Origin of the sequence: Pelomonas sp. Root1237 (assembly GCF_001425055.1) — a bacterium.
Taxonomy (GTDB): domain Bacteria; phylum Pseudomonadota; class Gammaproteobacteria; order Burkholderiales; family Burkholderiaceae_C; genus Pelomonas.
In genome coordinates this window covers 25,915-49,424 of the sequence record NZ_LMDK01000005.1, presented here as the reverse complement: position 1 = coordinate 49,424, position 23,510 = coordinate 25,915, and the positions used below count along the sequence as shown (strand labels likewise).

The 23,510-nt window shown below is 68.8% G+C and carries 18 protein-coding genes and 1 tRNA gene; 13 read left to right on the top strand and 6 right to left on the bottom strand.

Translation table 11 applies throughout. The annotated features are described in order from the left end of the window. Window positions 1-73: 73 nt before the first annotated feature. The 4 genes from ASC91_RS06590 to tssA all read right to left on the bottom strand — a co-directional run bounded on the left by ASC91_RS06590 (window position 74) and on the right by tssA (window position 3,913). Complete coding sequence (locus tag ASC91_RS06590; RefSeq protein ID WP_056194090.1) at window positions 74-574, bottom strand: type VI secretion system tube protein Hcp; 501 nt, start codon at window positions 572-574, stop codon at window positions 74-76. 95 nt (window positions 575-669) lie between these two features. Continuing rightward, window positions 670-2,163, bottom strand: a complete 1,494-nt coding sequence (gene tssC, locus ASC91_RS06585) for a type VI secretion system contractile sheath large subunit (protein ID WP_056194087.1) — start codon at window positions 2,161-2,163, stop codon at window positions 670-672. 44 nt (window positions 2,164-2,207) lie between these two features. Beyond that, entirely contained in the window at window positions 2,208-2,702 is a 495-nt protein-coding gene (gene tssB / locus ASC91_RS06580; RefSeq protein ID WP_056194084.1) for a type VI secretion system contractile sheath small subunit, read from the bottom strand. A 104-nt stretch (window positions 2,703-2,806) separates the two neighbouring features. After that, window positions 2,807-3,913, bottom strand: a complete 1,107-nt coding sequence (gene tssA / locus ASC91_RS06575; protein WP_056194081.1) for a type VI secretion system protein TssA — start codon at window positions 3,911-3,913, stop codon at window positions 2,807-2,809. Window positions 3,914-4,069: 156 nt separating this feature from the next. Here tssA and ASC91_RS06570 point away from each other — a divergent pair, with 156 nt between their 5' ends. The 4 genes from ASC91_RS06570 to ASC91_RS06555 all read left to right on the top strand — a co-directional run bounded on the left by ASC91_RS06570 (window position 4,070) and on the right by ASC91_RS06555 (window position 7,438). Then, window positions 4,070-5,890 carry a serine/threonine-protein kinase gene (locus ASC91_RS06570; RefSeq protein ID WP_056194078.1) on the top strand — a complete coding sequence of 607 codons (1,821 nt, stop codon included), beginning with the start codon at window positions 4,070-4,072 and terminating at the stop codon, window positions 5,888-5,890. A gap of 162 nt (window positions 5,891-6,052) precedes the next feature. After that, window positions 6,053-6,541, top strand: coding sequence for a hypothetical protein (locus ASC91_RS06565; RefSeq protein WP_157281230.1), 489 nt, complete (start codon window positions 6,053-6,055; stop codon window positions 6,539-6,541). 147 nt (window positions 6,542-6,688) lie between these two features. Beyond that, window positions 6,689-7,252 carry an RNA polymerase sigma factor gene (locus ASC91_RS06560; RefSeq protein ID WP_056194288.1) on the top strand — a complete coding sequence of 188 codons (564 nt, stop codon included), beginning with the start codon at window positions 6,689-6,691 and terminating at the stop codon, window positions 7,250-7,252. Between the two features lie 109 nt (window positions 7,253-7,361). Further along, window positions 7,362-7,438: transfer RNA gene (locus tag ASC91_RS06555), tRNA-Met, on the top strand. Window positions 7,439-7,622: 184 nt separating this feature from the next. On the opposite strand, the gene ASC91_RS06550 is transcribed toward ASC91_RS06555, so the two are convergent. Then, a complete protein-coding gene (locus ASC91_RS06550; protein ID WP_056194072.1) occupies window positions 7,623-9,122 on the bottom strand; it encodes a YdiU family protein in 1,500 nt (499 codons plus the stop codon). A gap of 124 nt (window positions 9,123-9,246) precedes the next feature. Beyond that, window positions 9,247-9,852, bottom strand: a complete 606-nt coding sequence (locus ASC91_RS06545) for a hypothetical protein (RefSeq protein WP_200955237.1) — start codon at window positions 9,850-9,852, stop codon at window positions 9,247-9,249. Window positions 9,853-9,954: 102 nt separating this feature from the next. Here ASC91_RS06545 and ASC91_RS06540 point away from each other — a divergent pair, with 102 nt between their 5' ends. The 9 genes from ASC91_RS06540 to ASC91_RS06500 all read left to right on the top strand — a co-directional run bounded on the left by ASC91_RS06540 (window position 9,955) and on the right by ASC91_RS06500 (window position 23,498). Further along, a complete protein-coding gene (locus ASC91_RS06540; protein WP_162247745.1) occupies window positions 9,955-10,842 on the top strand; it encodes a LysR substrate-binding domain-containing protein in 888 nt (295 codons plus the stop codon). 52 nt (window positions 10,843-10,894) lie between these two features. Beyond that, window positions 10,895-11,791: a CoA ester lyase gene (locus tag ASC91_RS06535; protein ID WP_056194066.1), complete on the top strand. Its 897-nt coding sequence runs from the start codon at window positions 10,895-10,897 to the stop codon at window positions 11,789-11,791. Further along, window positions 11,788-14,169 (top strand): sodium:solute symporter, encoded by a 2,382-nt coding sequence (locus ASC91_RS06530; RefSeq protein ID WP_056194063.1) that lies wholly within the window; start codon window positions 11,788-11,790, stop codon window positions 14,167-14,169. The genes ASC91_RS06535 and ASC91_RS06530 overlap by 4 nt, the downstream gene beginning before the upstream one ends. Before the next feature lie 47 nt (window positions 14,170-14,216). Beyond that, entirely contained in the window at window positions 14,217-15,092 is an 876-nt protein-coding gene (locus ASC91_RS06525; protein ID WP_056194060.1) for a LysR family transcriptional regulator, read from the top strand. Between the two features lie 162 nt (window positions 15,093-15,254). Then, window positions 15,255-17,432: a TonB-dependent receptor gene (locus tag ASC91_RS06520; protein ID WP_056194057.1), complete on the top strand. Its 2,178-nt coding sequence runs from the start codon at window positions 15,255-15,257 to the stop codon at window positions 17,430-17,432. Window positions 17,433-17,500: 68 nt separating this feature from the next. Next, window positions 17,501-18,679, top strand: coding sequence for a serine hydrolase (locus ASC91_RS06515; protein WP_056194054.1), 1,179 nt, complete (start codon window positions 17,501-17,503; stop codon window positions 18,677-18,679). Further along, window positions 18,676-19,566, top strand: a complete 891-nt coding sequence (locus tag ASC91_RS06510; RefSeq protein WP_056194049.1) for a ribokinase — start codon at window positions 18,676-18,678, stop codon at window positions 19,564-19,566. The genes ASC91_RS06515 and ASC91_RS06510 overlap by 4 nt, the downstream gene beginning before the upstream one ends. Before the next feature lie 4 nt (window positions 19,567-19,570). Continuing rightward, window positions 19,571-21,688 carry an SUMF1/EgtB/PvdO family nonheme iron enzyme gene (locus ASC91_RS06505; RefSeq protein ID WP_056194047.1) on the top strand — a complete coding sequence of 706 codons (2,118 nt, stop codon included), beginning with the start codon at window positions 19,571-19,573 and terminating at the stop codon, window positions 21,686-21,688. Next, window positions 21,678-23,498 (top strand): glycoside hydrolase family 127 protein, encoded by a 1,821-nt coding sequence (locus ASC91_RS06500; RefSeq protein ID WP_056194044.1) that lies wholly within the window; start codon window positions 21,678-21,680, stop codon window positions 23,496-23,498. The genes ASC91_RS06505 and ASC91_RS06500 overlap by 11 nt, the downstream gene beginning before the upstream one ends. The last annotated feature ends 12 nt before the right edge of the window (window positions 23,499-23,510 follow it).

Here is a 23,510-nt window from a genome sequence, read left to right as displayed (position 1 = left end):
TGCGCGGGCCGGCTTGGGGCGGCCCGGCGTTCGGCCCGGAATGCGAACACGAACAAGACGTCCACCAAGCGCGTTATGCCGACGGCGAAGCCGTACCAGCCGGAATGTCCCAGTTGTACGTCTTGGGCGCGCCCAGCTTGCCGGTCTTGTTGTCCTGCGGCTTGTATTCGATCTTGACGGTCTTGAAGACCATTTCGACCTTCTGCGTGACGTTGCCTTCCTCGGTGCCGCTCTGGTTGACCTTGGTGATGAAGCAACCTTCCATCGTCATCGTGAAGTAGGTCTCGGGCGTGGCACTGCCCGTGGTCTTCATCATCTGCAGCTCGACCTTGGGGAAGGCCTTGCCGGTGCAGATATAGCCCAGGATCACGGTCGACGAGGTGTCGAAGTAGTGCTCCCAGTTCATCTTGCCGGGGTTGGGCTTGCCGACGGAAGCGCCGCCGCCCTTGGTCCAGCTGGTCTCGGCTTCGACTTCCCAGTCCCAGCCCTGGATCTCGATCCACTTTTCCTTGCCCTTCTGGATGGACTCGCCATCGGCCTTGTCGAAGAAGGTGAGGAATGCATTGACTGCCATGTTGATATCTCCTTAGGGGTTCAAAGCGCGGGTGTTGTGGTGGTGGTGAGAGATGACCCGTCCTGCTCCCGCGCCGGCGAGTTCTCCCAACTGTCTTAGGCGGACTTCTCGGACGGCAGCTTGGACACCAGCCGCAGCGACACGGTCAGGCCTTCGAGCTGGTAGTGCGGCTTCAGGTAGAACTTGGACTGGTAGTAGCCCGGTGCGCCTTCCACTTCCGAGACCTCGACCTGGGCGGCCGCGAGCGGGCGGCTGGCCTTGGTCTCTTCCGACGAGTTCATCGGGTCACCGTCGACGTAGTTCAGGATCCAGCTGTTGAGCCAGTCTTCCATCGCGTCGCGCGACTTGAAGGAGCCGACCTTGTCGCGCACGATGCACTTCAGGTAGTGGGCGAAGCGATTGCAGGCGAACAGATAGGGCAGGCGGGCCGCGAGTGCGGCGTTGGCGGTCGCGTCGGCGTCGTCGTACTCGGCGGGCTTTTGCAGCGACTGGCCGCTGATGAAGGCCGCGAAGTCACTGTTCTTGCGGTGCACCATCGACAGGAAGCCGTTCTTGCTCAGCTCGGCCTCGCGGCGGTCGGAGATGGCGATCTCGGTCGGGCACTTCATGTCCACGCCGCCGTCGTCGGTCGGGAAGGTGTGCGTGGGCAGGCCGGTCACCGCGCCGCCGGATTCGATGCCGCGGATGCGCGAGCACCAGCCGTACTGCTTGAACGAACTGTTGATGTTCACCGCCATCGCATAGGCGGCGTTGGACCAGGTGTACTTGCTGTGGTCGGCGCCCTCGGTGTCTTCCTCGAAGGCAAACTCGTCGACGGGGCTGGTCTTGGCGCCATAGGGCACGCGCGACAGGAAGCGCGGCATGCACAGGGCCAGGTAGCGGGCGTCGTCGGACTCGCGCAGGGACCGCCAGGCGGCGTACTCCGGCGTCGTGAAGATCTTGGTCAGATCGCGCGGGTTGGCGAGTTCCTGCCAGCTTTCCATCTGCATGACGCTCGGCGCGGCACCGGTCACCAGCGGCGCGTGGGCGGCGGCGGCGATCTTGGACAGTTCGCCGAGCAGCTCGACGTCGGGGGGCGTGTGGTCGAAGTGGTAGTCGCCCACCAGGCAGCCATAGGGCTCGCCGCCGAACTGGCCGTATTCCTCTTCGTACAGGCGCTTGAACAGCGGCGACTGGTCCCAGGCCGTGCCCTTGAAGCGCTTGAGCGTCTTGCCAAGGTCGGTCTTGGAGACATTCATCACGCGGATCTTGAGCTGCTCGTCGGTCTCGGTGTTGTTGACGAGGTAGTGCAGGCCGCGCCAGGCGGATTCCAGCTTCTGGAAGTCCTCGTGGTGCATGATCTTGTTGATCTGCTCGGTGAGCTTGCTATCGATGGCCGCGATCATGGCCTCGATGGTCTTGACGGCGTCGTCGCTGAGCAGCGTGGTGTTGCTCAGCGCCTGCTGGGCCAGCGTCTGCACGGCCTGCGCCACGGCGCCGCGCGCCTCCTCGGTCTTGGGCTTGAATTCCTTGTTCAGCAGTGCCGCGAAGTCATTGCCTTCGAAGGTCACGCCCGCCAGGGCCGATGCTGACTGTTCCGCTTGGGTCATGTTTGAAACTCCGGTCGTTTCAGTGTCTTGGGATGAACTGCGGCTTATTCCGACTTGGGCGCGTCGGTCAGCGTCTTGAGCAGCGTCGGGTCGGCCAGCACCTTGGCGATCAGGTCGCCGGCGCCGCTCTTGCCGTCCATGTAGGTGATCAGGTTGGACAGTTGCTGGCGGGCCTCGAGCAGCTTGTTCAGGCCTTCGACCTTGCGCGCCACGGCGGCGGGCGAGAAGTCGTCCATGCTCTCGAAGGTGATGTCCACCGGCAGGTTGCCCTCGCCGGTCAGCGTGTTCTCGACCTGGAAGGCGACGCGCGGCTTCATGGACTTCATGCGCGAGTCGAAGTTGTCGACATCGATCTCGAGGAACTTGCGGTCGGCCACCGGCGGCAGCGGGTCCTCGGGCTTGCCGGACAGGTCGGCCATCACGCCCATCACGAAGGGCAGCTGCACCTTCTTCTCGGCGCCGTAGAGCTCGACGTCATACTCGATCTGCACCCGCGGGGCCCGGTTGCGGGCGATGAATTTCTGGCTGCTCTTGCTCATGTCATTGCTCCTTGCGGATGGGATTCAGGGATTCAAAAGGCGGTGCGCCACGACGGACTGCAGGAGGGGCTTTGATGAAGACGACATCGCGGCGTTCCTTGCGACTACTGCAGGCTTTCAGGGTCCACGCCCAGCATACGGGCCACCTCGCCGACGGCCTCGGGGGCAAACTCTCGTACCAGCTGCAGGAAGTTGCGGTCGATGAGACGTTGCGCACGGCGCAGCAGGTCGGCCGCGGGGTTGGTGGGCTCGTTCTTCTCGAGGTAGGCGCAGACCAGGTCAATGGCACGCACGGCATCGGCGCGGCTCTCGATCGCGCCCAGGCCGCCACCACCGCCGCCGCTGCGGCCGCGGCGGGCGGGCGCGGGCGAGTCGCCACCGCCGTCCTGGCCCTGGGCGATGCCCAGGTCGTTGAGCATGCCGGCGAGGTCGTCCGCCGAAGCGTCGATGCTGACCGGGCGCGGCGAGACGGCGATGACGGCGTCCAGCATCGCGCGCAGCGCCGAGAAGTCGGGCACGTCGCCATAGTTGAGGCGCACGGACAGGCAGGCCACCAGTGAATCCAGCGCCGCAACGGCGGCGGGCGCCTGGGTGGCGAGCAGCGGATAGCCGGCCACGGCGTCTGCCAGCATGTTCTCGATCTGGCCGCGCGAGGGTGTCGATTCATCGTCGCGCGCCGCCAGGTCACCCATGGCGATCTCGATGTCGCGCACGCTGATCTGGCCGATGCCGCGGTCGTTCAGCACCAGGCTGGCACGGACGTCGCCCAGCGTGGTGTCCAGGCTGGCCAGCTCGTTGAGGACATTGACCCGCGCAAACGCGTCGCCATCCTCGGGGCGGGGATGGAGTTCGTCCCACCAGCGCGTCAGCAGCTCTTCGAACAGGCGCAGGCCCGGGGCCAGCACCGCGAAGCCTTCCAGGCGCAGCCGGGCGCGCAGCAGCAGGTTGGCCACGCGCAGGTCGCGGGTGCGGGCGTTGATGTCGTCGGCCAGGCTGCGCACGGTGCGCCAGTCGGGCGGCTCGGCGGACGCGAACTGGGTTTCGGGTTTGCCCGCAGCCGCCTGGGTCAGTGCCAGGAAGTCGTTGTCGTATTCCAGGTCGGGGCCGCAGACCTCATCCTCGGACACGGGCTGCAGCCACGGCGCCAGCGCGGGGTCGCTGCTGAGCGACGGTGCGGTGTCGGGCGACGGGTCGAAGGGATTGCTGTCCATGGTGGTCCGGGTGAGCTTGCCGATCAGGGCAGGCAGGAGTTCGGGCGGTAAGTAACTGGGGCCGCCGCTTAGTTCCCTGCGGCAGCTCTGTCTGCCGGCAAGGGGAACGGAATGGCGTGTGGCGTCACTCAGCAGGTTGGACGTCCCGCCTGAACGATGAACTCCTCCAGCGACCCGGAAGACAACGACGCGACCATCATCCGGCCCAGTGCCGCCACCGGCCCCGTCGCCGCGGCGCCTGCTCCTGACGAAGCCGTGCCCGCCGTGATGGCAAGCGGCCCGGCTACGCCCGGGGCACCACCTGCGAGCCTCGACCGGCTGGACGGCGGCAACGCCTTGCCCGTCGGCAGCCGCCAGGGCGAGTTCGAGGTCATCCGCGTGCTCGGCGAGGGCGGCTTCGGCATCGTCTACCTGGCCCGCGACCACGCGCTGGAGCGCACGGTGGCGCTCAAGGAATACATGCCCGCCGCCCTGGCCCTGCGCGGCGACAGCTCCCAGGTGCGGGTGCGCTCGGAACGCCACCGCGACACCTTCGAGGCCGGCCTGAAGAGCTTCATCAACGAGGCGAAGCTGCTGGCGCAGTTCGACCATCCGTCCCTCGTCAAGGTTTACCGTTTCTGGGAGGCCAACGGCACCGCCTTCATGGTCATGCCCTTCATCGAAGGCAAGACACTGAAGGAGACGCTGAAGGAAATGCCCGAGCCACCCGGCGAAGCCTGGCTGATGGACATGCTGGCCTCGCTGACAGAGGCCCTGCTGGTGCTGCACGGCGAGCATTGCTACCACCGCGACATCGCACCCGACAACATCATCCTGGTGGCCGGCAGCGGCCGCCCCCTGTTGCTGGACTTCGGTGCCGCGCGCCGCGTCATCGGCGACATGACGCAGGCGCTGACCGTCATCCTCAAGCCCGGCTATGCGCCCATCGAGCAGTATGCCGAGGTGCCCAGCATGAAGCAGGGGCCGTGGACCGACGTCTACGCCCTGGCCGCCGTCGTCTACTGCGCCATCACCGGCCGCACGCCGCCGCCCAGCGTCGGCCGCATCGTCAAGGACGACTACGTGCCGCTGGCCCGGCAGGGTGAACTCACGAAGGGCCGCTACAGCGAGCGCCTCGTCAAGGCCGTGGACCGCGCCTTGCAGGTGTTGCCCGACCAGCGCACCCAGTCCATGGCCGAGTTCCGTGAGGACCTGGGCCTGGCAGGCCACTACGCGCCCAAGCCGGGCCAGATGGCGACGCTGATCCAGGCGCCCGCTGCAGCGGCGCCGGCTCCAGCCGCCGTCAAGCGGGCCGCGAGCCGCGGGCCGCTGTGGCTTGGCCTGGGCTTGGCCGGCCTGGCGGCTGCCGGTGCAGCGGCCTGGTTCGCGACGCGGCCTGCAGGGCCGGCCGAACCGGTTGCCGCGGCGCCGGTGTCGGTCCCGGCAGTCGCTCCGGCTCCCGCGCCTGCGCAGGCCGAACCCGTTGCGCGAGATCTGCCCAGCCAGTTCCGGTCCCTCGTGGCGCGGCACAGCGACGGCTTCGACGTGCAGGCGCAGGCCGAGCGCGCCAGCCTGCGCATCGACCGCGACGAGCTGCGCTTCAGCGTCAGTGCCTCGCGCGAGGGCTATGTCTATGTGCTGCTTGCCGGCCCCGACGGCAGCCTCGTCCAGCTCTACCCGAATGACAAGGCCAAGAACAACCACATCGGTGCTGGCGAGACGCTGCGCCTGCCCGGTGCCAGTTGGCCGCTCAAGGCCAGCGACCCGCCGGGCCCGGAGCACTTCTTCGTCCTCGTTGCCGCCGAGCCGCGCAGCTTCGCGCCCTGGTCCACCGAGAAGGAGCCGAGCTACGGCTTCCTGACATTGCCGGCCCAGGGTCCGGCCGGTGGCACGGCGCCGGGCACGTCGAGCTGGCTGCTGGGCCAGCCGGATTGCGGCCACCCGAATTGCGCAGCTGAGTACGGCGCCGCGGTGTTCAGCGTGGAAGCCGTCAAGTAGCCGATGTTGCGGAACCCGGCCGCGCTCGCGGTTACCTATAGCATGCCGGCCGCTTCTGCTGCCGACGCCCTTCGTCGACCTCCGGACCGTGTTCTGAACCCCACCCAAGCCCAGGTCGCCCAGCTGCTGGCGACGCCTCAAGCCCCCCAGTTGGGCGCGTTCGTGAGCGCTGCGGCTGCCGGGCAACTGCTTTGGGCCAGCCCGGTGGAAGGCCGGCTCGAAGTCTGCAGTGGCGCCACGCCGGCGGGCGCGGTTTGCGCTGACATCGGCCGCCTCTTCGTCGCCGCGCTGCGCGAGCATTTCGGCGACGCGGCCAGCGCCATCGCTGAGCGCGAATGGCGCCTCAGCCAGCGATCACGCCGCCTGCTGCCGGCGCGCACCGTCAAACGGGCCGTGGCTTGCGCGGAGTCAGCCCTGGGCCTGCTGATGGCCCAGTCCTATCTTTTGCAGATCGAGTTCTCGGCCGTCATGCTGGGCTGGCGCTTTCGTCGCGTCGCCGACGGCCTGGGCCTGGATCCGGCCAGTCTCGCCATCGAGCGCCGGCGAGCTTTGGACCAGGCCCTGGCCCCCGACTTCAGCCTGCCGCCACCCGCCGATGCCGAGGCGCTCGCCGCGCGGCTGCGAACGCTGCTCAACCAGCTTTCGCATTGACTTCGTGATGTAGTTCACGGCCTCGGGGGTTAACCCATGCCCATAAATGTGGGGTGGGGCGGGTCTGCCTTGTCGCAAGCTTTGCCGCGACGGCGTCTGATCAGACAGGGCGGCCACTTCGGCCGCTTCATCCGCTCGGAGCCCGTCATGCAGCCCCAGTGTCAACCGATTCGCCACCCCGCAGCAGCCGACCCCAACGTCATCTTCTCGGAGCTGTTCGGCGAACACCGTGACCGCCTCTACCGCTTCGTGCTGCGCCATATCGGTGACAGCACCGAAGCCGAGGAACTGGCCCAGCAGGCGTTTGTCGAGGCGGCGCGCACCTACGAGCACTTCCGCGGCGAGTCGCAGTTGTCGACCTGGCTCTACGGCATTGCGATGAACCTGGTGCGCAACCACCTGTCTCGTGCGCCGTCGCGGCTCTACCGCTTTGAGGACGAGTCAGCGTTGGAGGCCACGGCCTGCCTGCACGCCAACCCGGAGCAGCAATGCCATCTGAACCAGTTGATGGCCTTGCTGCAGATCGAACTAGACGGCCTCATGCCCGAGATGCGCGAGGTATTGCTGCTCGTCGCCATGGACGACATGAGCTACGAAGACGCCGCCGCGCTGCTGTCCGTGCCCATCGGCACCGTGCGCAGCCGCGTGTCGCGCGCCCGCTCGCACCTGCGCACCCGGCTGCAGGCCCGCGGCGCCCAGCTGCCCTTCTGATTGCGGGTCATTTCATCGATCGCGGGTGACGTGCCGCTGCGGTTCGCTGGAAGCACCGCCACGAGATTTGCCTCAACGGCCGAATCTCGTATATACTGCTAGCTTCAGTCGCGGGGTGGAGCAGTCTGGTAGCTCGTTGGGCTCATAACCCAAAGGTCGTAGGTTCAAATCCTGCCCCCGCAACCAAGAAATTAAGAGTCCTGTGAAGGACTTAGCAAAGCCCGCCAAGTGCGGGCTTTGTCGTTTCTGGCTGGCTTTTGACGGGTCTTGTGGCGTCCCCAAATGGGGGATTCGGTCGAACTGACCGTTGGTCTCGTCGGCATCGCAGGTGCAGCGGGACGCCCCTCTCGGCCGCGCTGGCGGGCGCGGTTCACGTGCCGCAAAAAGTGCGGAATCGCGCAGTCACCTCGGTGGGCGCCGGCACCGCATAGCGCGTCAGCAGCGCGGCCTCTTGCCAGGGATCGAGCAGCGCATCCAGCAGCGCATTGAAGGGCTGCAGATCGCCCTCGGTCGCGGCGGCCAGAGCTTCTTCGACGAGGTGGTTGCGCGGAATGACCGCAGGGCTGGCGCGGCGCATGCGCGCGACGCGCGCCGTGCCGTCGACCGCGCCATCACGGGCGCAACGCTCGCGCCAGCGGGACAGCCACACGTCCAGCGCCGCGCGGTCGGCGAAGAGGTCGCGCAGCGGCTCGGGGCGGCCTTCGGCTGCCGAGGCCAGATGGCGCCAGGCGAGCGTGAAGTCGACCGCTTGCATGTGCAGCAACTTCAGCCAGTCGTCCACCAGCGCGGCATCGGCCTCGTCGTCCGCCGGTGTGGCTGCGAGCAAGCCCAGCTTTTGCCGCTGGCCCCCAAGCAGTTCGCCGGCTAGCACCGCGGGAAAGGCGTCGATGACGGCCGTCGCTTCGGCCACAGCGGCCTCGATGGCCGGCTCGTCGTCGGCGTCCGCCATCAGCGGCAGCAAGGTTTCCGCGAAGCGCGCCAAGTTCCAGCGGGCAATGCCGGGCTGGTTGCCATAGGCGTAGCGGCCGGCGTGGTCAATGCTGCTGAAGACGGCTTGCGGGTCATAGGCCTCCATGAAGGCGCAAGGGCCGTAGTCGATGGTCTCGCCGGACAGTGCCATGTTGTCGGTATTCATCACGCCGTGGATGAAGCCCACGTTCAGCCATTTCGCCACCAGCTTCGCCTGGCGCTCGGCGACAGCGCGCAGCAGCCCGAGGTGGCGGTCGGGCGCTCCGGCGAGCGCGGGGTCATGGCGGGCAATGGTGTAGTCGGCCAGACGGCGCAAGGTGTCCAGATCGCCACGCGACGCGAAGAACTGGAAGGTGCCGACGCGCAGATGGCTGGCGGCCACGCGGGTCAGCACCGCGCCGGGCAACGGCGTCTCGCGGTACACCGGCTCGCCGGTCGCCACCACGGCAAGGGCGCGCGTGGTGGGGATGCCCAACGCATGCATGGCCTCGCCGATCAGTACCTCGCGCAGCATCGGGCCGACGGCCGCCTTGCCGTCGCCGCCGCGCGAAAATGGTGTGCGGCCCGAGCCTTTGAAGGCGATGTCGCGGCGCCGGCCCGACGTGTCGACCACCTCGCCGAGCAGCAGCGCGCGGCCGTCGCCGAGTTGCGGTGAGAACCCGCCGAACTGATGACCCGCATAGGCTTGCGCGATGGGCTCGGCATCGTCTGGCAGCAGATTGCCGGCGAAGAGTGCTGCAGCGTCCGGGCCGCTCAACACTTCGGCCGGCAGGCCCAACTCCTCGGCCAATTCAGCATTGGCGAACAGCAGGCGCGGCTCTGGCACCACGGCTGGCTTCCAGGCCACGGCGGCGCCGGGCAGTTCGCGGGCGTAGGTATGGGTGAAACCGAAGCGATGCATCTGGATCCTGATATGTCGGACGCCAGTGTGCCGGCAAACGGTGGGCCTTTGCGGCGTAGGCTTGAGCAGGGTCGCACCACCCGGCTACCCCCGCATTCGATAAAGGCTTTGTCCTCCGGGAAATTCAGGACCGCCGCGGCCGTCCCTGGTCGCAGAGTCGGGCCGGATCTGCGCGCGTGAACTCGGCGGTCCAGTTGGTCTCCCAGGTCTTGTCGTCGTAGGAGAAAGCCTGCGCCCAGCGGGCATGGTCGCGGTCCAGGCTCTCCCAGATGAAGCGCACCTTGACCGGTTTGTCGCCGTCCTTGTCTTCGCCATAGAACTCACCGCGGCCGCCCTGAAAGCCGCCGACGACGGGGATGGGATCGAGCCGACCCGACGGGCTGCTGACCCAGTAGATGGACCACTGGCGCTTTTGCGTGTCGAAGGCCCGCAGCGTCAGGCCACGGCGGCCCAGCGTGGGCATGTGGAGTTCGTCGACGTTGGCGATGCCGTCCAGGTATTGGGTCAGGCACAGAATGGCCGGGAACTCCTCCCAATCGCGGCTGCCGGTGTTGCGCGCCTTCAGGCGGCGCTGCACCGTGGTCCAGGCGCCGCCGAGGAAGTCGAAGTCGTGCATGTCGCCCTGGCGCGCCAGCGTGTAGCCGGGCGGTTCGGCGGCGGCAGCGGGAGTGCATGCCAGCGCGGTGAGCATCGCAAAGGCGGCGAGGTTTTGAGTCGATGATGTGGGCATGTGGCGGTCTCTTGCTGGTTGGAAACCCAGTCTAGGAATCTCTCCCGTGCCGCTCAAAACGATGATTGCTGCGCTTGATGTGAAGCCGCTCTTCAAATGGCCATGAACTCGCCCGCGCTGCCGCTTGAGTCGCTGCGCGTGCTTGCGGCCTGCGTGCGACACGGCAATTTCTCGCGCGCGGCCGACGAGCTGGCGATCACGCCGACTGCGGTCAGCCAGCGCATGCGCGCGCTCGAAGTTCAGCTGGGTGTCAAGCTCTTCGGCCGCCACGGCCCCAGGCTCATCGTGACGGCGCGCGCCGCGGCGCTGGCGGCCGGTGTCGAGCAGGCGCTGGCGCTGATGCGCACGGCTGTCGACGCCTGCCGCCGCGCGCGGCCGCCGCTGCGCGTGACTTGCGCGCCCACCTTCGCTGCCTGCTGGCTGGTGCCGCGCCTGGCCAGCTACCAGGCGCTGGCCGGAGCGGACGCGATCGAGCTGGACGCCGGCCAGGGCCTGTCACCGGCCGGCAGCTTTGACGTCGCCATCCGCAGCGGCAGCGGACCCTGGCCCGGTTACCGTGCGACCCAGCTGCTGCCCGAGCAGGGCACGCCCATGCTCAGCCCGCGGCTGGCAGGGCAGAACAAGAGCTGGACGGTGGACGACCTGCTCGGCCTGCCACTGATCCCCGACCCGCGCTGGCCGGCCTGGTTCCAGGCGGCAGGCAGGCCAGGCGCCCGGCCGACCTTTGTCGCAACGCGCTTTCCGAACTATGAGCTGGAGGCGCGGGCCGCCGTACAGGGCCTGGGCGTGGCCCTGCTGTCGCCCGTGCTGTTCGGCGATCTGTGTGAGCGCGGCGAGCTGCTCGCGCCCTTTGCCACGGTGGTTCAGGGCCCCGACAGCTATTGGCTGCTGGCGCCCGCCGAGGCGCCGCCGTCGCATTTCGAGCAGTGGCTGGCGACCCAGCTCGCCGCCGCCGCGCCGCCGCCGGGCGCAAGCAAAACTATCGTTTGAAGATGCCGGACAGCAGGTTTGGTTGGGGGTCTGTTAGCCCACACTGCCGGCCATGTTCAGCCCGCCTCCCGCCGCTACCCTGCGCGGCTTTCGCAGCAAGCTCTTCGTGCCCGGTGCGCGCCCGGAGCTGTTCGACAAGGCCTTGGCCGGCGCGGCCGATGCCCTCTCCTTCGACCTGGAAGATGCCGTGCTGCCTGAAGCCAAGCAGCGTGCGCGCTCCGACGTCGCTGCGGCCCTGGCGCGCGCCGCGGCCCTGCGGCAACGGCCTCTCGTCATCGTGCGCGTCAACGCGCCGGGCACGCCCTGGTTCGAGGACGACCTGCGTGCGCTGATGCAGCCGGGCCTGGACTGGATCAACCTGCCCAAGGCCGGGTCGGCCGCCGACGTGCTGCATGCCGCCAAGCTGCTCGGCGACCTGGAGGCTGCCGCGAACCGCGCCACGCCGGTCGGCCTGCTCGTCAACATCGAAAGCGCCGCCGCGCTGACGCGTGCCGGCGACATCGGCGCCGCCCATCCCCGCGTCACCGGCCTGCAACTCGGCCTGGCCGACCTCTACGAACCCCTGGGCATCGCCCGTCACGATGGCGCCAATGTGCATGCCACGCTGCATGCGCTGCGCATGGCGGCGGCCGCTGCCGGCGTGCCGGCCTATGACGGCGCCTATCCGGACATCGCCGACCTCGACGGCTTTCGCGCCGAGGCACAGATGGCGCGGCGCCTGGGCTTTGCCGGCAAGAGCTGCGTCCATCCGCGCCAGGTCGCGCTGGCCAACGAGGTCTTCGGTGCCAGCGCCGATGAGCTGGCCTGGGCCGAGCGCGTCGTCGCCGCGGCCGGCCAGGCCGCGGCCGAGGGTCGTGGCGTCGTCGTGCTGGATGGCCGCATGATCGATGCTCCTTTTGTCCAGCGTGCGCGCCATCTGCTGCAAGCTTCCCGCGGAGTGACCCCTTGACCGACCGATTCCTGGCCTGGGGCCGGCCGTTCTTCGTGTTGCTGCTGCTCGCCCTGCTGGCCGGCGCGGCGCGCGCCGACAGCCTCGTCAATCTGCGCCGCTCGGCGCTGCCAGCCTTGCCTGCGACCGCCCAGGTGCTGGCCGCCGTCGATGGCCGCGCCGTCGCCTTCAGCGGTGATGCCGCCTGGCTGCTGGACGTGGACGCGGCACGCTGGCGGCCGCAGGCCTGGACGCAACCGGTACTGGGCGCGGCGACGGCGGCAGGCCAGTCCGTGCTGCTGCTGGGCACAGAAGGCCAGACCACCGGCGTGGCCCGGCTGACGCTGCAGCAGCAGCGCCTGGTGCCGCAAGCCTTGCCGGCGCTGCCAACTCCCCTGCGCGCAGCCCGCACGGCGCTGACGGCCGACGAGCTCTGGCTGACCGGCCTGGACGGCAAGGGTCGCCCGGTGCTGCTGCAACTGCCCCTGCAAGCCGCCGATGCGCGCTGGCAGATCCATGCCGCCCGGCCTGGCGCCAGCCCAGCGCACGCCATGTTCGCGCAGACGCGCGCCGTCTTCGTCGTGGAGGAGGGCGCCACACCCGCGGCGCCCGACAGCCTGTGGCGCTGGACGCCTGAGGCCGGCTGGGAGGCGCGCGGGGTGCTGCCCGGCCGCCTGGCTGGCCCCTGGGTGCGCGCAACCGGCCAGGCACACAGTCTGTTCGTCATCCAGCCGCTGGCTGGCGGCGCGCCGCGGCTGATGAGCTGGCAGACCATCACCCAGTCCTGGGCCGAGCTGCCGGACAGCGCCTTGAGCGGCGTGGCCCAGGCGTTGCCCTGGCAAGACGGCTGGCTGTGGCTGGACGGCACCGGCAAGGCAGCGACGCTGGAGGTCGAGTCCGGCAAGCTGCTGCTCAAGCCGCTGGACTGGGCCGTCATCGTCGTCTACCTCGCCGCCATGCTCGGCATGGGCCTGTACTTCTATCTGCGCGAGAAACGCCAGTCGACGACCGAGTTCTTCGTCGGTGGCCGCAAGATCCCGTTCTGGGCCGCGGGCGTCAGCCTCTACGCGGCCAACACGAGTTCGATCAGCTACATCGCCATCCCCGCCAAGGCCTTCGAGACCAACTGGCAGTACATGACGAACAACCTCATCGCCGTGCTCGGCCTGATGTTCGTCGCGGTGTGGATCGTGCCGCTGCTGCGCCGGCTGGACCTGATGAGCGTGTTCTCCTACCTGGAGACGCGCTTCCACCCCGCCATCCGCATGCTGGCCAGCGGCCTGTTCATGCTGACCCAGCTCGGCAGCCGCATGAGCGTCATCCTCTACCTGCCGTCGCTGGCCATCGCCACCATCACCGGCGTCCCGGTGACGTGGAGCATCCTGATGATGGGCCTGTTCACCATCTGCTACACGGCGCTGGGCGGCATGAAGGCGGTGGTGTGGACCGACGTCGTGCAGCTCGTCGTCAAGATGGGCGGCGCCCTGTTCGCCATCGCCTTCATCGTCTGGTCGCTGGACGGCGGCATGGCCGAGTTCATGCGCACGGCAGCGGCCGAGAACAAGACCCGCGTCTTCGACTTCAGCTTCGACCTCAGCAAGGCCACCGTCTGGGGCTTCCTCTTCCTGGTGCTGTTCGACGTCGTGCTGACCTTCCCCAAGGACCAGGTGCTGATGCAGCGCACGCTGTCCACCGCCAACGCCAAGGAGGCCGGCCGCTCGATCTGGGCCTTCGCGGCCATCATGATCCCCGGCGGCATCGTCTTCTACACCATCGGCACGGCGCTGTTCGTCTTCTACAAGGCCCACCCCGAGCGCATGAACCCGCTGCTCAGCATCGACGCGACCTTCCCCCTGTTCATTGCCGCTGAGCTGCCCACGGGCCTGACCGGCCTCATCATTGCCGGCATCTTTGCCGCGGCGATGGCGACGCTGTCCAGCATCATCAACAGCGTGTCGACGCTGGCCTCGGTGGACTTCTACGAGAAGCTCGTGAAGAACCCCGACCCGGCCCGCAGCGTGCGCTTCGCGGAGTGGATGACGGTGGCCGCGGGCCTGTTGGGCATCGCCTTCGCGCTGGCCCTGTCGCGCTACGACATCCACTCGCTGTTCGACGTTTCCATCGAGCTGGCCGGCCTGCTCGGTGGTGGCTTCGCGGGCGCCTACACGCTGGGCATGTTCACGCGCCGCGCCAACTCGCCCGGCGTAGCCATCGGCGTCGCGGCGGCCATCGTGCTGACGACGGTGGCCTGGTATTTCAAGCTGCTGCACCCCTACCTGTATCTCGGCATGTCCATCATGCTGTGCATCGTCGTGGGCTATCTGGCCAGCCTGTTCTTCCCGGTGCCGACGCGTTCGCTGCGCGGGCTGACGATCTACCGGCAGGACGCCGTGGAGTAACCTCCCAGCCACAGGCAGCCGCCCAGAGCTGCATCAGGACACGCACGTTGGAGACCCAGTTCCTGCACACCTTCGTGGCTGTCGTCGACCACGGCTCGATGGCCGCCGCCGCGCGCGTGCTCAACATCACGCCAGCGGCGGTGGCCCAGCAGATCCGCACGCTGGAGCGCGAGATCGGCGCGCCGCTGATCGCCCGCGCCGGCCGCTCGGTGCACGTCACCGAGCCGGGTTCGCGCATCCTCGAGCGCACGCGCGAACTGCTGCGCGGCGTGGCCGACCTGAGCACCATCGCCACCGATGAGACGCCGGCCGGCGAGTTGCGCCTGGGTGCCGGCACCAATGCGCTGACCGGCCTGGTGCCCGACATCCTGGCCCGTCTGGTCGAACTGCATCCCAGGCTGAAGGTCTTCATCCGGCCAGGCTATTCGCCCGAGCTCTACCGCGCCGTCGAGGCGGGCGACCTGGACGCCGCTGTCGTGCTGGAGGCGCCCTTCCCGCTGCCCAAGACCTGCGGCTGGGAGCTGCTGCGCGAGGAGGAGCTCGTCGTGCTCGCGCCCCGCAAATGGGCCGGCCGCGACCCGCACGAGCTGCTGGCGAGCGAGCCGCTGGTGCGCTACGACCGCACGCAATGGGGCGGCCGCGTCGCCGACCAATACCTGCAGCGCGCCGGCATCGTGCCGCAGGAGCGCTTCGAGCTGAATGCGCTCAACGCCATCGCCGTCATGGTGGACCGGGGCCTGGGTGTGTCGCTGGTGCCGGACTGGTTGCGCCCCTGGCCGGAAGGGCTGGATGTCGTCTGCCTGCCGCTGCCCCTGCCCAGCGAGCCACGCCGCATCGGCGTCGTGTGGTCGCGCGCGACGGTGCGCCACCGCCTGGTCACGGCCTTTCTGCGCGAAGCGCGTGCGGTGTCCGGCCTGGCCTGAGCCGGCCGCATCGGCACACAACAAATTCTTGGGCTTGAACATAGGTGGCGAGGGTGTGAGCTTGTCACGCACTGGCTGAGACTGCGGCCACAGCGCCCGCCACGCCACGCCCACCGGCGTCAGTGCAGAAGGCGCGCCCACAGATCGATGGAAAGCACAAAGATGACGAGACAAGCACCGGCCGGCCAGGGCCACACCACCCGTTTCCCCCGCCGCGCCATCGCGTTGGCCGCTGTTGCCGCGCTGGCTGCGGCTGGCGCCCAGGCCCAGCAGGCCGCGACCGATGCCGACACCAACGCGGACGGCAGCGAGCTCCAGCGCGTCATCGTCACCGGCACGCGCGTGCCCAAGGCCGTCGACAAGATCCCGGGTGCCGTCACGCTGATCACCAAGGAAGAGATCGCCCACACGCTGAACATGACCGACGACATGACGGCCGTGCTGTCGCGCACGGTGCCGGGCTATGCGGAGTCATCTCAGGCCATGAGCAACACCGGCGAGAACCTGCGCGGCCGCATCGCGCTGCGCCTGTTCGACGGCGTGCCCCAGGGCTCGCCGCTGCGCGAGGGCACGCGCAACGCCAGCTTCACCGACATGGGCCTGGTCGGCCGCATCGAGGTCATCAACGGCCCCTCGGCGTCCGAAGGCATCGGCGCGGCGGGCGGCATCATCAACTACCTGTCCAAGACGCCCACCAAGATGGGCAGCGAGGTCACGCTGACGGCGCGCTACTCGACGGGCTTCGAGGACGACAGCGCCGCTTGGAAGCTTGGCGCCAACTACGCCTTCAAGGCGGACGACTGGGACTTCATGGGTGCCGTTTCGCGCATCGACCGCGGCATGACCTACGACGGCCACGGCCGGCGCATCGGCTTGAACACCAGCGGCTCGGTCGCCGACTCGACGGCAAACAATGTCTACGCCAAGGCCGGCTACAACTTCGGCGCCAACCGCGAACAACGCATCCAGGCATCGTTCTCCAAGTTCAAGATCGAGGGCAAGGGCAACTACCACCTCGTCGACGGCGATCGCACGGCCGGCTCCACCAACACCTCCGAGCGGCCCGGCCTGTTCGGCACCCTCAGCGAGATCAACGACTTCTCGCAGAGCACGCTTTCCTACAAGCACAACGACCTGTGGGGCGGCTCGCTGTCGCTGGACGCCTACTACGCCGACCAGAAGATGCGCTACCCGGCCGAGAACGGTGCCGACCGCCAGGACCCGCTGATCGCGCCGCTGGGCACGCTGGTGGACCAGTCCGAGGTGCGCACACGCAAATACGGCCTGCGCAATGCCTACAGCCATGGCGATGTCTTCGGCGTCGAAGGGCTGGAGGTGCGCGGGGGCGTCGACCTGACGCACGATACCGCCAGGCAGTGGCTGGCGCTGACCGATCGCCTGTGGGTGCCGCCGATGAACTACAGCAGCGTCGCGCCGTGGTTCCAGGCCTCCTACGACATCGGGCCAGTGACGATCTCTGGCGGTTTCCGCCGCGAGGATGGCGAGCTGGAGGTGGCCGACTACAAGACCACCTATTTCCGCAACCGCGTGGACGTCAAGGGCGGCACGCTGAACTACAAGGCCAACCTGCCCAATATCGGCGCGGTCTGGAAGATCGGCAACGGCTGGTCGGCCTTCGTCTCCAGCGGCAAGGGCTTCACGCTGCCCAATGTCGGCATCCCGCTGCGCAACATCAGCTACCCCGGCCAGTCCGTCGCGGGCATCCTGGACCTGCAGGCCGTCATCGTGAAGAACAACGAGATCGGCTTCAACTGGCGTGGCGCCATGGGCTCCTTCGGCGGCTCCTACTACAAGAGCAAGTCTGACTTCGGCCAGTCGCTGTCCATCGACCCGGTCACCAACGACTTCCTGCTGTCGCGCCAGCCCGTCAACATCAGCGGCTACGAGCTGACCGGCGAGCTGCGCGCCACGCGCGACCTCAAGTTCACGGCGCTGTATTCGCACACGTCAGGCAAGACCTGGTTCACCAGCGGCGGCCCGCTGACCAAGCAGATGGGCGTGCTCGACATCAACCCCGACAAGCTCGGCGCTTCGGCCACCTGGCGCTTCCTGCCCCAGGCCGATGTGACGCTGGGCGCGACCAAGCTGAGCTCGCGTGATCTCAATGTCGGCACCAGCGCCGAGGAGCACACCAAGGGCTACACGCTGTTCGACTTCAGCGCCAACTGGGACTGGGGCCATGGCGGCAAGAGTTCGCTGGGCATCGAGAACCTGACCAACAAGTTCTACGTGCTGAGCTGGTCGCAGGTGGTGGGCTTCCGCAACTACACCTCGGGCCGCGGCCGCGTCGTGTCGTTGACGCATACGGTGACCTTCTGACCCCTGTCTCCCGACCCGAACCGACACGGCGCCTGCTGCTGGCCGCTGCCGCCGCGATCGCCTGGCCGGTGCGGGCCGAGCCGGCGCTGCCGGCCTGCACGCCGGCCTCGGCCGGCTTCTCGGTCGAGCGCCTGCGGCGCTTGAACGCTTTCCTCGAAGGCGACACGCGTGCCAGCGCACGCGGCCCCGGCCATCTCGGCGCCGTCGTGCTGCTGGCGCGCGATGGTTGCGTGCTGCATCACCAGGCCCACGGCCACCGCGACCTCGCACGCCGCGAGGCCATGCCGCTGGACGCGATCTTCCGCATCTACTCGATGACCAAGCCGATCGCGTCGGTGGCCGTGCTGATGCTGATGGAGGAGGGCGGGCTGACGCTGGACGACCTCGTCGAGCGCCACCTGCCCGAGTTCGCGGGCCAGCGCCTGCGCGAAGGCAGCAGGCCGCGCAAGCCGGTCACCCTGCGTCATCTGCTGACGCACACCTCGGGTTTTGACACCGACGGCGCGGCGGCCGACCCGCAGGCCGCGCCCGACCTGGCGACCTTCGCACGCCGCGTCGCCGCCGTGCCGCTGGCCGTCGAGCCGGGCAGCCGCTTTCGCTACGACGGCACCAACACCGACGTGCTCTGCCGCGTTGTCGAAGTCGTGTCGGGTCGGCCCTTTGCGCAATTCCTGCGTGAACGCCTGTTCGAACCCCTGGGCATGGGCGATACCGGCTTCACGGTGCCCGCCGCGCAGCGCCACCGCATCGCCGACATCACGAGCGTCGCCGACGACGGCCGCCTCGTGCTCGCCAACGCCCGCTCGGCCGACGCGCCGGGCGTGGCGCTGCGCGACTACGACAGCGGTGCCGGCGGCCTCTATTCAACGGCGAATGACTATCTGCGCTTCGCCCAGATGCTGCTCGACGAGGGCTGGTGGCGCGGCCGCCAGCTGCTGTCGCCCAAGACCGTGGCGCTGATGCGCATGAACCAGGTCGGCCACCTGGACGTCGGCAACGACCTCGGCCCGGGCGAGGGTTTTGGCCTGGGCGTGTCCATGGTGCTGGACGTCGCCCGCCGCGGCCGGCTGGGGTCCGAGGGCGCCTTCGGCTGGCCGGGTGCGGCCACCACCTATTTCACTGTCGACCCGCGCGAGCGCCTCGTCGCCATCCTGCTGATGCAGCATGTGCCGCGCGGCGTCGCCACTGACCCGCCGCGGCCGACGGCCGCCTTCCACAACCTCGTCTACCAGGCCCTCGAGCGATGAAGTCTCCCGCCATCCTGGTCGCCGGCTCGGCCAATCTTGATTTCGTCGTGCGCGCGCCGCGCATCCCGGTGCCCGGCGAGACCGTGCTGGGCCGCGGCTTCCAGACCTTCCCCGGCGGCAAGGGCGCCAACCAGGCCGTGGCCTGCGCGCGCGCCGGTGGCGTGGCGACGGACATGCTCGTCGCCCTCGGCCAGGACGCCTACGCCGCAGAGCTCGAAGCTTCGCTGCGCGCCGCTGGCGTGACGCCCCACATCGTCCGCCCCGAGGGCCTGGCCACGGGCACCGCCTTCATCTGCGTGTCCGACGACGCCGAGAACGCCATCACCGTCGCGCCCGGCGCCAATGCCGGCCTGGCCCCCGAACACCTGCCGCCGCTGAGCCACTACAGCCACCTGCTGCTGCAACTGGAGACGCCACTGGCCACCGTCACGGCCTGCGCGCGCGTCGCCCATGCCGCCGGGCTCAACGTGACGCTGAACGGCGCGCCTGCCCAACCCCTGCCGCGCGCGCTGCTGGGTGCGCTGGACCTGCTCGTCGTCAATGAGGGCGAGCTGGCCGCCATCAGCGGCATCCAGCATGACATCGACGCGGCCATTGCCTCGCTGGACGTGCCCTGCGTCGTCGTCACGCTGGGCGCACGCGGCGTGCGGGCACGCTGCGGCGCGGCCTGGTTCGAGCAGCCCGGCTTTACGGTCGAGGTTGTCGACACGACCGCGGCCGGTGACACTTTCTGCGGTGCCCTGGTGGCCGAGCTGGCGAATGGCGCCCGCTGGCCCGAGGCGCTGCGCTTGGCCTGCGCCGCTGCGGCCCTGGCCTGCACGCGGCCAGGCGCGCAGAGCAGCATCCCCGCGCGTGCCGAGGTCGAGTCCTTTCTGCAGTCCCGATAAATCCATGGCCGAGTACAAGTTCTCCCACGTCACGACACAGCGCTACCTGCCCACGCCGGGCAAGGCACCGGGCTGGCCGTTCGCCGAGATCGGCCACTGGCAGATGGACGTCAACGGCACCGCCGACGACTGGCTGCGCGACCTGCGCGACTGGCGGCGCGAGCACCTGGTGCGCATCGGCTATGACGACGCCAACTACCGCCGCCCCGAGCTGCAATGGGCGCAGCGCAATTTCGTGCACGCGCAGATGATGGTCGAGGACCGCTTCTTCTTCGACGCGGCCACCGGCGAGTACACGGTGGACCGCTACCTCGACGACCTCGAGCAGCGCTTTGGTGGCCTGGACAGCGTGCTGATCTGGTACGTCTATCCCAACATCGGCATCGACGACCGCAACCAGACCGACCTGGCCCACGACCTGCCCGGTGGTCTGGAAGGCCTGAAGCGCGCAGTGGACGCCTTCCACCGCCGCGGCGTGCGCGTCTTCCTGCCCACCAAGCCCTGGGATCACGGCACCCGCGAGCACGCCGAGAGCGACTGGGAGGCCATCGCCGGCATCGTGCAGGCCGTCGGTGCCGACGGCATCAACGGCGACACCTACAACGGCGTGCCGCGGGCCTTCTTCGACGCCTGCGAGCGGCGCGGGCGCTACGTCGTGCTGCAGCCCGAGTCGACGATCTCCTGCGAGGAGCAGCTGATCTGGAATGTGCAGAGCTGGGGCAAGAAGGTGCCGCAGGACGTCGTGCCCGTCGTCGCCAAGTTCAAGTGGCTGGAACCGCGCCACATGATCAACCTCGAGAACCGCTGGAGCCGCGACCGCAACAACGACTTCCAGTACTGCTTCTTCAACGGTGTGGGCTACAACGCCTGGGAGAACGTGTGGGGCATCTGGAATGGCTTCACCGGCCGGGATGCCGCCACGCTCAAGCGCATCGCGACGCTCTACCGCGGGCTGGCACCGCTGCTGGTCAGCCGCGACTGGCGGCCCTATGCGCCGACGCTGCAGGCCGGCGTCTTTGCCAGCGCCTTTCCCCTTGACGCGCGGCGGCTGTGGACGATCGTGAACCGCAACGAGTACGCGGTCGATGGCGAGCAGCTCGCCGTCGAGCATGCCGAGGGCACGCGCTACTTCGACATGTGGAACGGCGTGGAGGTGCAGCCGCGCGTGGACGGTGCTCAGGCGGTCTTCTCGGTGGCGCTGGAGGCGCGGGGCTTTGGCGCGCTGCTGGCCGTTGCGGCTGGTGAGTCGGTGGACGGGTCTTTGCTGGCTCGCATGGCCGAGCTGGCGCGCACGCCGCTGCAGTCGCTGGACAAGACCTGGCGGCCGCTGACGCAGCAGCTCGTCGCCATTGCACCCACACCGTGCGTCGAAAAGGCACCTGAGGGCATGGTCGAGATCCCTGCCGGTGAGTTCGACTTCGCCGTCGGCGGCGTCGAGGTCGAGGGCCAGACCTGGGCGGGCCTGGACGTGCAATACCCATGGGAAAACAGCCCGCGCCGCCAGCATCGCCGTCGCATGGACATGCCGCGCTTCTTCATGGACCGCACGCCGGTGACCAACGCGCAGTTCCATGCCTTCGTGCTGGCCGCGCGCTATCAACCGGCGGACGCGCACAACTTCCTGCGCCATTGGGTGAACGGTGAGCCGCCCGCAGGCTGGGCCAACAAGCCGGTGACCTGGGTCGGCATCGAGGATGCCCGCGCCTATGCCGCCTGGGCGGGCAAGCGCCTGCCGCATGAATGGGAGTGGCAATACGCCGCCCAAGGCGGCGACGGCCGCGCCTATCCCTGGGGCGAGGCCTGGGACGCGAGCGCCGTGCCGCCGCCTAATACCGGCCGCACACTGGCTGCACCGGCCGACGTCGACGCCCACCTGCGCGGCGCCAGCCCGTTTGGCGTGCTGGACCTGGTCGGCAATGTCTGGCAGTGGACCGATGAATACGCCGACAACCACACCCGCGCGGCCGTGCTGCGCGGCGGCAGCAGCTACCAGCCGCAGACTTCGCACTGGTACTTCCCGCAGGCCTACCGGCTCGACCAGCACGGCAAATACCTGCTGATGGCGCCGTGCAAGGACCGTTCCGGCATGCTGGGTTTCCGCTGTGTCGTCGATGCGCGCTGAGGTCCAGCTCGGCGGCGTGCTCGGCGAGGCCGTCGAAGCCAGCCGCCGCGGCCGGCTGCACCGCTTCATCGCCGGGCCCGAGAGCCCGGCCATTGCGCTGTTCCTGCGCGCCGTGGCGGACAAGAACCTGGAGGGCGACTGGTACGGCGAGCACGCCGGCAAATGGCTGGTCGCTGCCTCGCGCGCCGCGGCCCGCAGCGGCGACGCGGAGCTCGCAGAGAACGTGCGCGTCGTCGCCGACTTCCTCTGCGCCCAGCAGGAAGCCGACGGCTATCTCGGCACCTATGCCGCGTCGCGCCGCTTCATGGTCAAGCAGGCACCCAAGCCGCTGACCTGGGACGGCGCGCCGAGCCTGCGCACCTGGGACATCTGGACGCACAGCTATCTGATCCTGGGGCTGCTCGAAGCGCACCGCCATTTCGGGGAGCCGGCCTGGTTGGCAGCGGCGCGCCGCATCGGCGACCTCTGCGCGAGCACGCTGGCGGAGATCGACATCACCGACCTCGGCAATCACCACGGCATGTCGGCCACGGTGCTGATGGACCCAGCCTGCGAGCTTTACTTCGCAACCGGCGAGCGCCGCTACCTGGACCTGGCCGAGCGCATCCTGGCGCAGGCCGACCGCCACGCGCCGCTGGCCCTGCTGAGCCGCGCGCTGGCCGGCGCCGACGCGGCCGACATCGCCACCGGCAAGGCCTATCAGTTGCTGTGGAACCTCGTCGGCCTGGCCAAGCTGCACCGTGCGACCGGTCGGCCCGAGCTGCTGGCTGCCGTGCATGCGCTGTGGGCCGGTATCCGCGACAAGCACCTGAGCCTGGGTGGCGGCCCATGGGGTGGCGTGGCCCACCGCTCGCGCGAGGTCTTCAATGCGCCGGGCAGCTTTGTGCCCGAGGCCTATGTCGAGACCTGCTCGACGCTGGCCTGGCTGCAGCTCAACCGCGAGCTGCTGCAGCTTAGCGGTGATGCGCGCTATGCCGAGGAGATCGAGCGCGCGGCCTACAACGATCTCTTGGGCGCCATCGCGCCCAATGGCGAGGACTGGTGCTACTACAGCTTCCCCAACGGCCGGCGTGTGCACACGACGTATTGGCGCTGCTGCAAGAGCAGCGGCGCGATGGCGCTGGAGGAACTGCCGGCGCTGGCGATCAGCGGCGGTGACAGCGAGGTGGCCGTGCATCTCTATGGCCCGCTGACGGCGCGCGTCGGCGGCGTGGGCCTGCGCATCGAGACGGGCTACCCCTACGACGGCGATGTGGCGCTGGCCCTCGACCTTGATGCACCGAGCCGCTTCACGCTGAAGCTGCGTTGCCCATCCTGGGCCGAGGGCGCCCATGCGGAGGTCGGCGGCGAGCGGTTTTCCGGCACGCCGGGGAGCTATCTCGCCATTGACCGCATCTGGCAGCCCGGCGATACCGTCAGGCTATGCCTGCCGATGAAGGCTGAACTGCACGAGCGCCGCAACCGCAATGTGCAGGAGTCGCGCGCGCCCGACGGCAGCGCCGTTCACCAGACGGTGCTCGATCTGGGCTATGTGGCGTTGACGCGAGGCCCGCTGGTCTTCTCGACGCCGCTGATCGACGGCTTCAAGACGGCGGAGACCGTGAAGCTGCCCGAGGTGCCGCTCGAACACTGGGTCAGCGAGGTGGCCGGCGCCGAAGTGCCGACGCTGCGCATGAGCCTGGGCTACCGCGCGCCGCTGGACTTCCAGCCCTATTTCCTCGCCGGTGGCCGCGAGGACGGCGCCTGGCGGCTGACCTGGCTGTCGACTGCGCCGGTGACCACGACAACCACGACAACCAAGATTCCGTAATGCCTGAGCGAA

Bases quoted from the DNA above. Each gene is read 5' to 3' on its own strand.
- ASC91_RS06560 (WP_056194288.1), top strand. From the start codon at position 6,689: ATGCAGCCCCAGTGTCAACCGATTCGCCACCCCGCAGCAGCCGACCCC.
- ASC91_RS06570 (WP_056194078.1), top strand. From the start codon at position 4,070: ATGAACTCCTCCAGCGACCCGGAAGACAACGACGCGACCATCATCCGG.
- ASC91_RS06550 (WP_056194072.1), bottom strand. From the start codon at position 9,122: ATGCATCGCTTCGGTTTCACCCATACCTACGCCCGCGAACTGCCCGGC.
- ASC91_RS06590 (WP_056194090.1), bottom strand. From the start codon at position 574: ATGGCAGTCAATGCATTCCTCACCTTCTTCGACAAGGCCGATGGCGAG.
- ASC91_RS06545 (WP_200955237.1), bottom strand. From the start codon at position 9,852: ATGCCCACATCATCGACTCAAAACCTCGCCGCCTTTGCGATGCTCACC.
- ASC91_RS06520 (WP_056194057.1), top strand. From the start codon at position 15,255: ATGACGAGACAAGCACCGGCCGGCCAGGGCCACACCACCCGTTTCCCC.
- ASC91_RS06535 (WP_056194066.1), top strand. From the start codon at position 10,895: ATGTTCAGCCCGCCTCCCGCCGCTACCCTGCGCGGCTTTCGCAGCAAG.
- ASC91_RS06510 (WP_056194049.1), top strand. From the start codon at position 18,676: ATGAAGTCTCCCGCCATCCTGGTCGCCGGCTCGGCCAATCTTGATTTC.
- ASC91_RS06540 (WP_162247745.1), top strand. From the start codon at position 9,955: ATGAACTCGCCCGCGCTGCCGCTTGAGTCGCTGCGCGTGCTTGCGGCC.
- tssC (WP_056194087.1), bottom strand. From the start codon at position 2,163: ATGACCCAAGCGGAACAGTCAGCATCGGCCCTGGCGGGCGTGACCTTC.
- tssB (WP_056194084.1), bottom strand. From the start codon at position 2,702: ATGAGCAAGAGCAGCCAGAAATTCATCGCCCGCAACCGGGCCCCGCGG.
- ASC91_RS06500 (WP_056194044.1), top strand. From the start codon at position 21,678: ATGCGCGCTGAGGTCCAGCTCGGCGGCGTGCTCGGCGAGGCCGTCGAA.
- tssA (WP_056194081.1), bottom strand. From the start codon at position 3,913: ATGGACAGCAATCCCTTCGACCCGTCGCCCGACACCGCACCGTCGCTC.
- ASC91_RS06505 (WP_056194047.1), top strand. From the start codon at position 19,571: ATGGCCGAGTACAAGTTCTCCCACGTCACGACACAGCGCTACCTGCCC.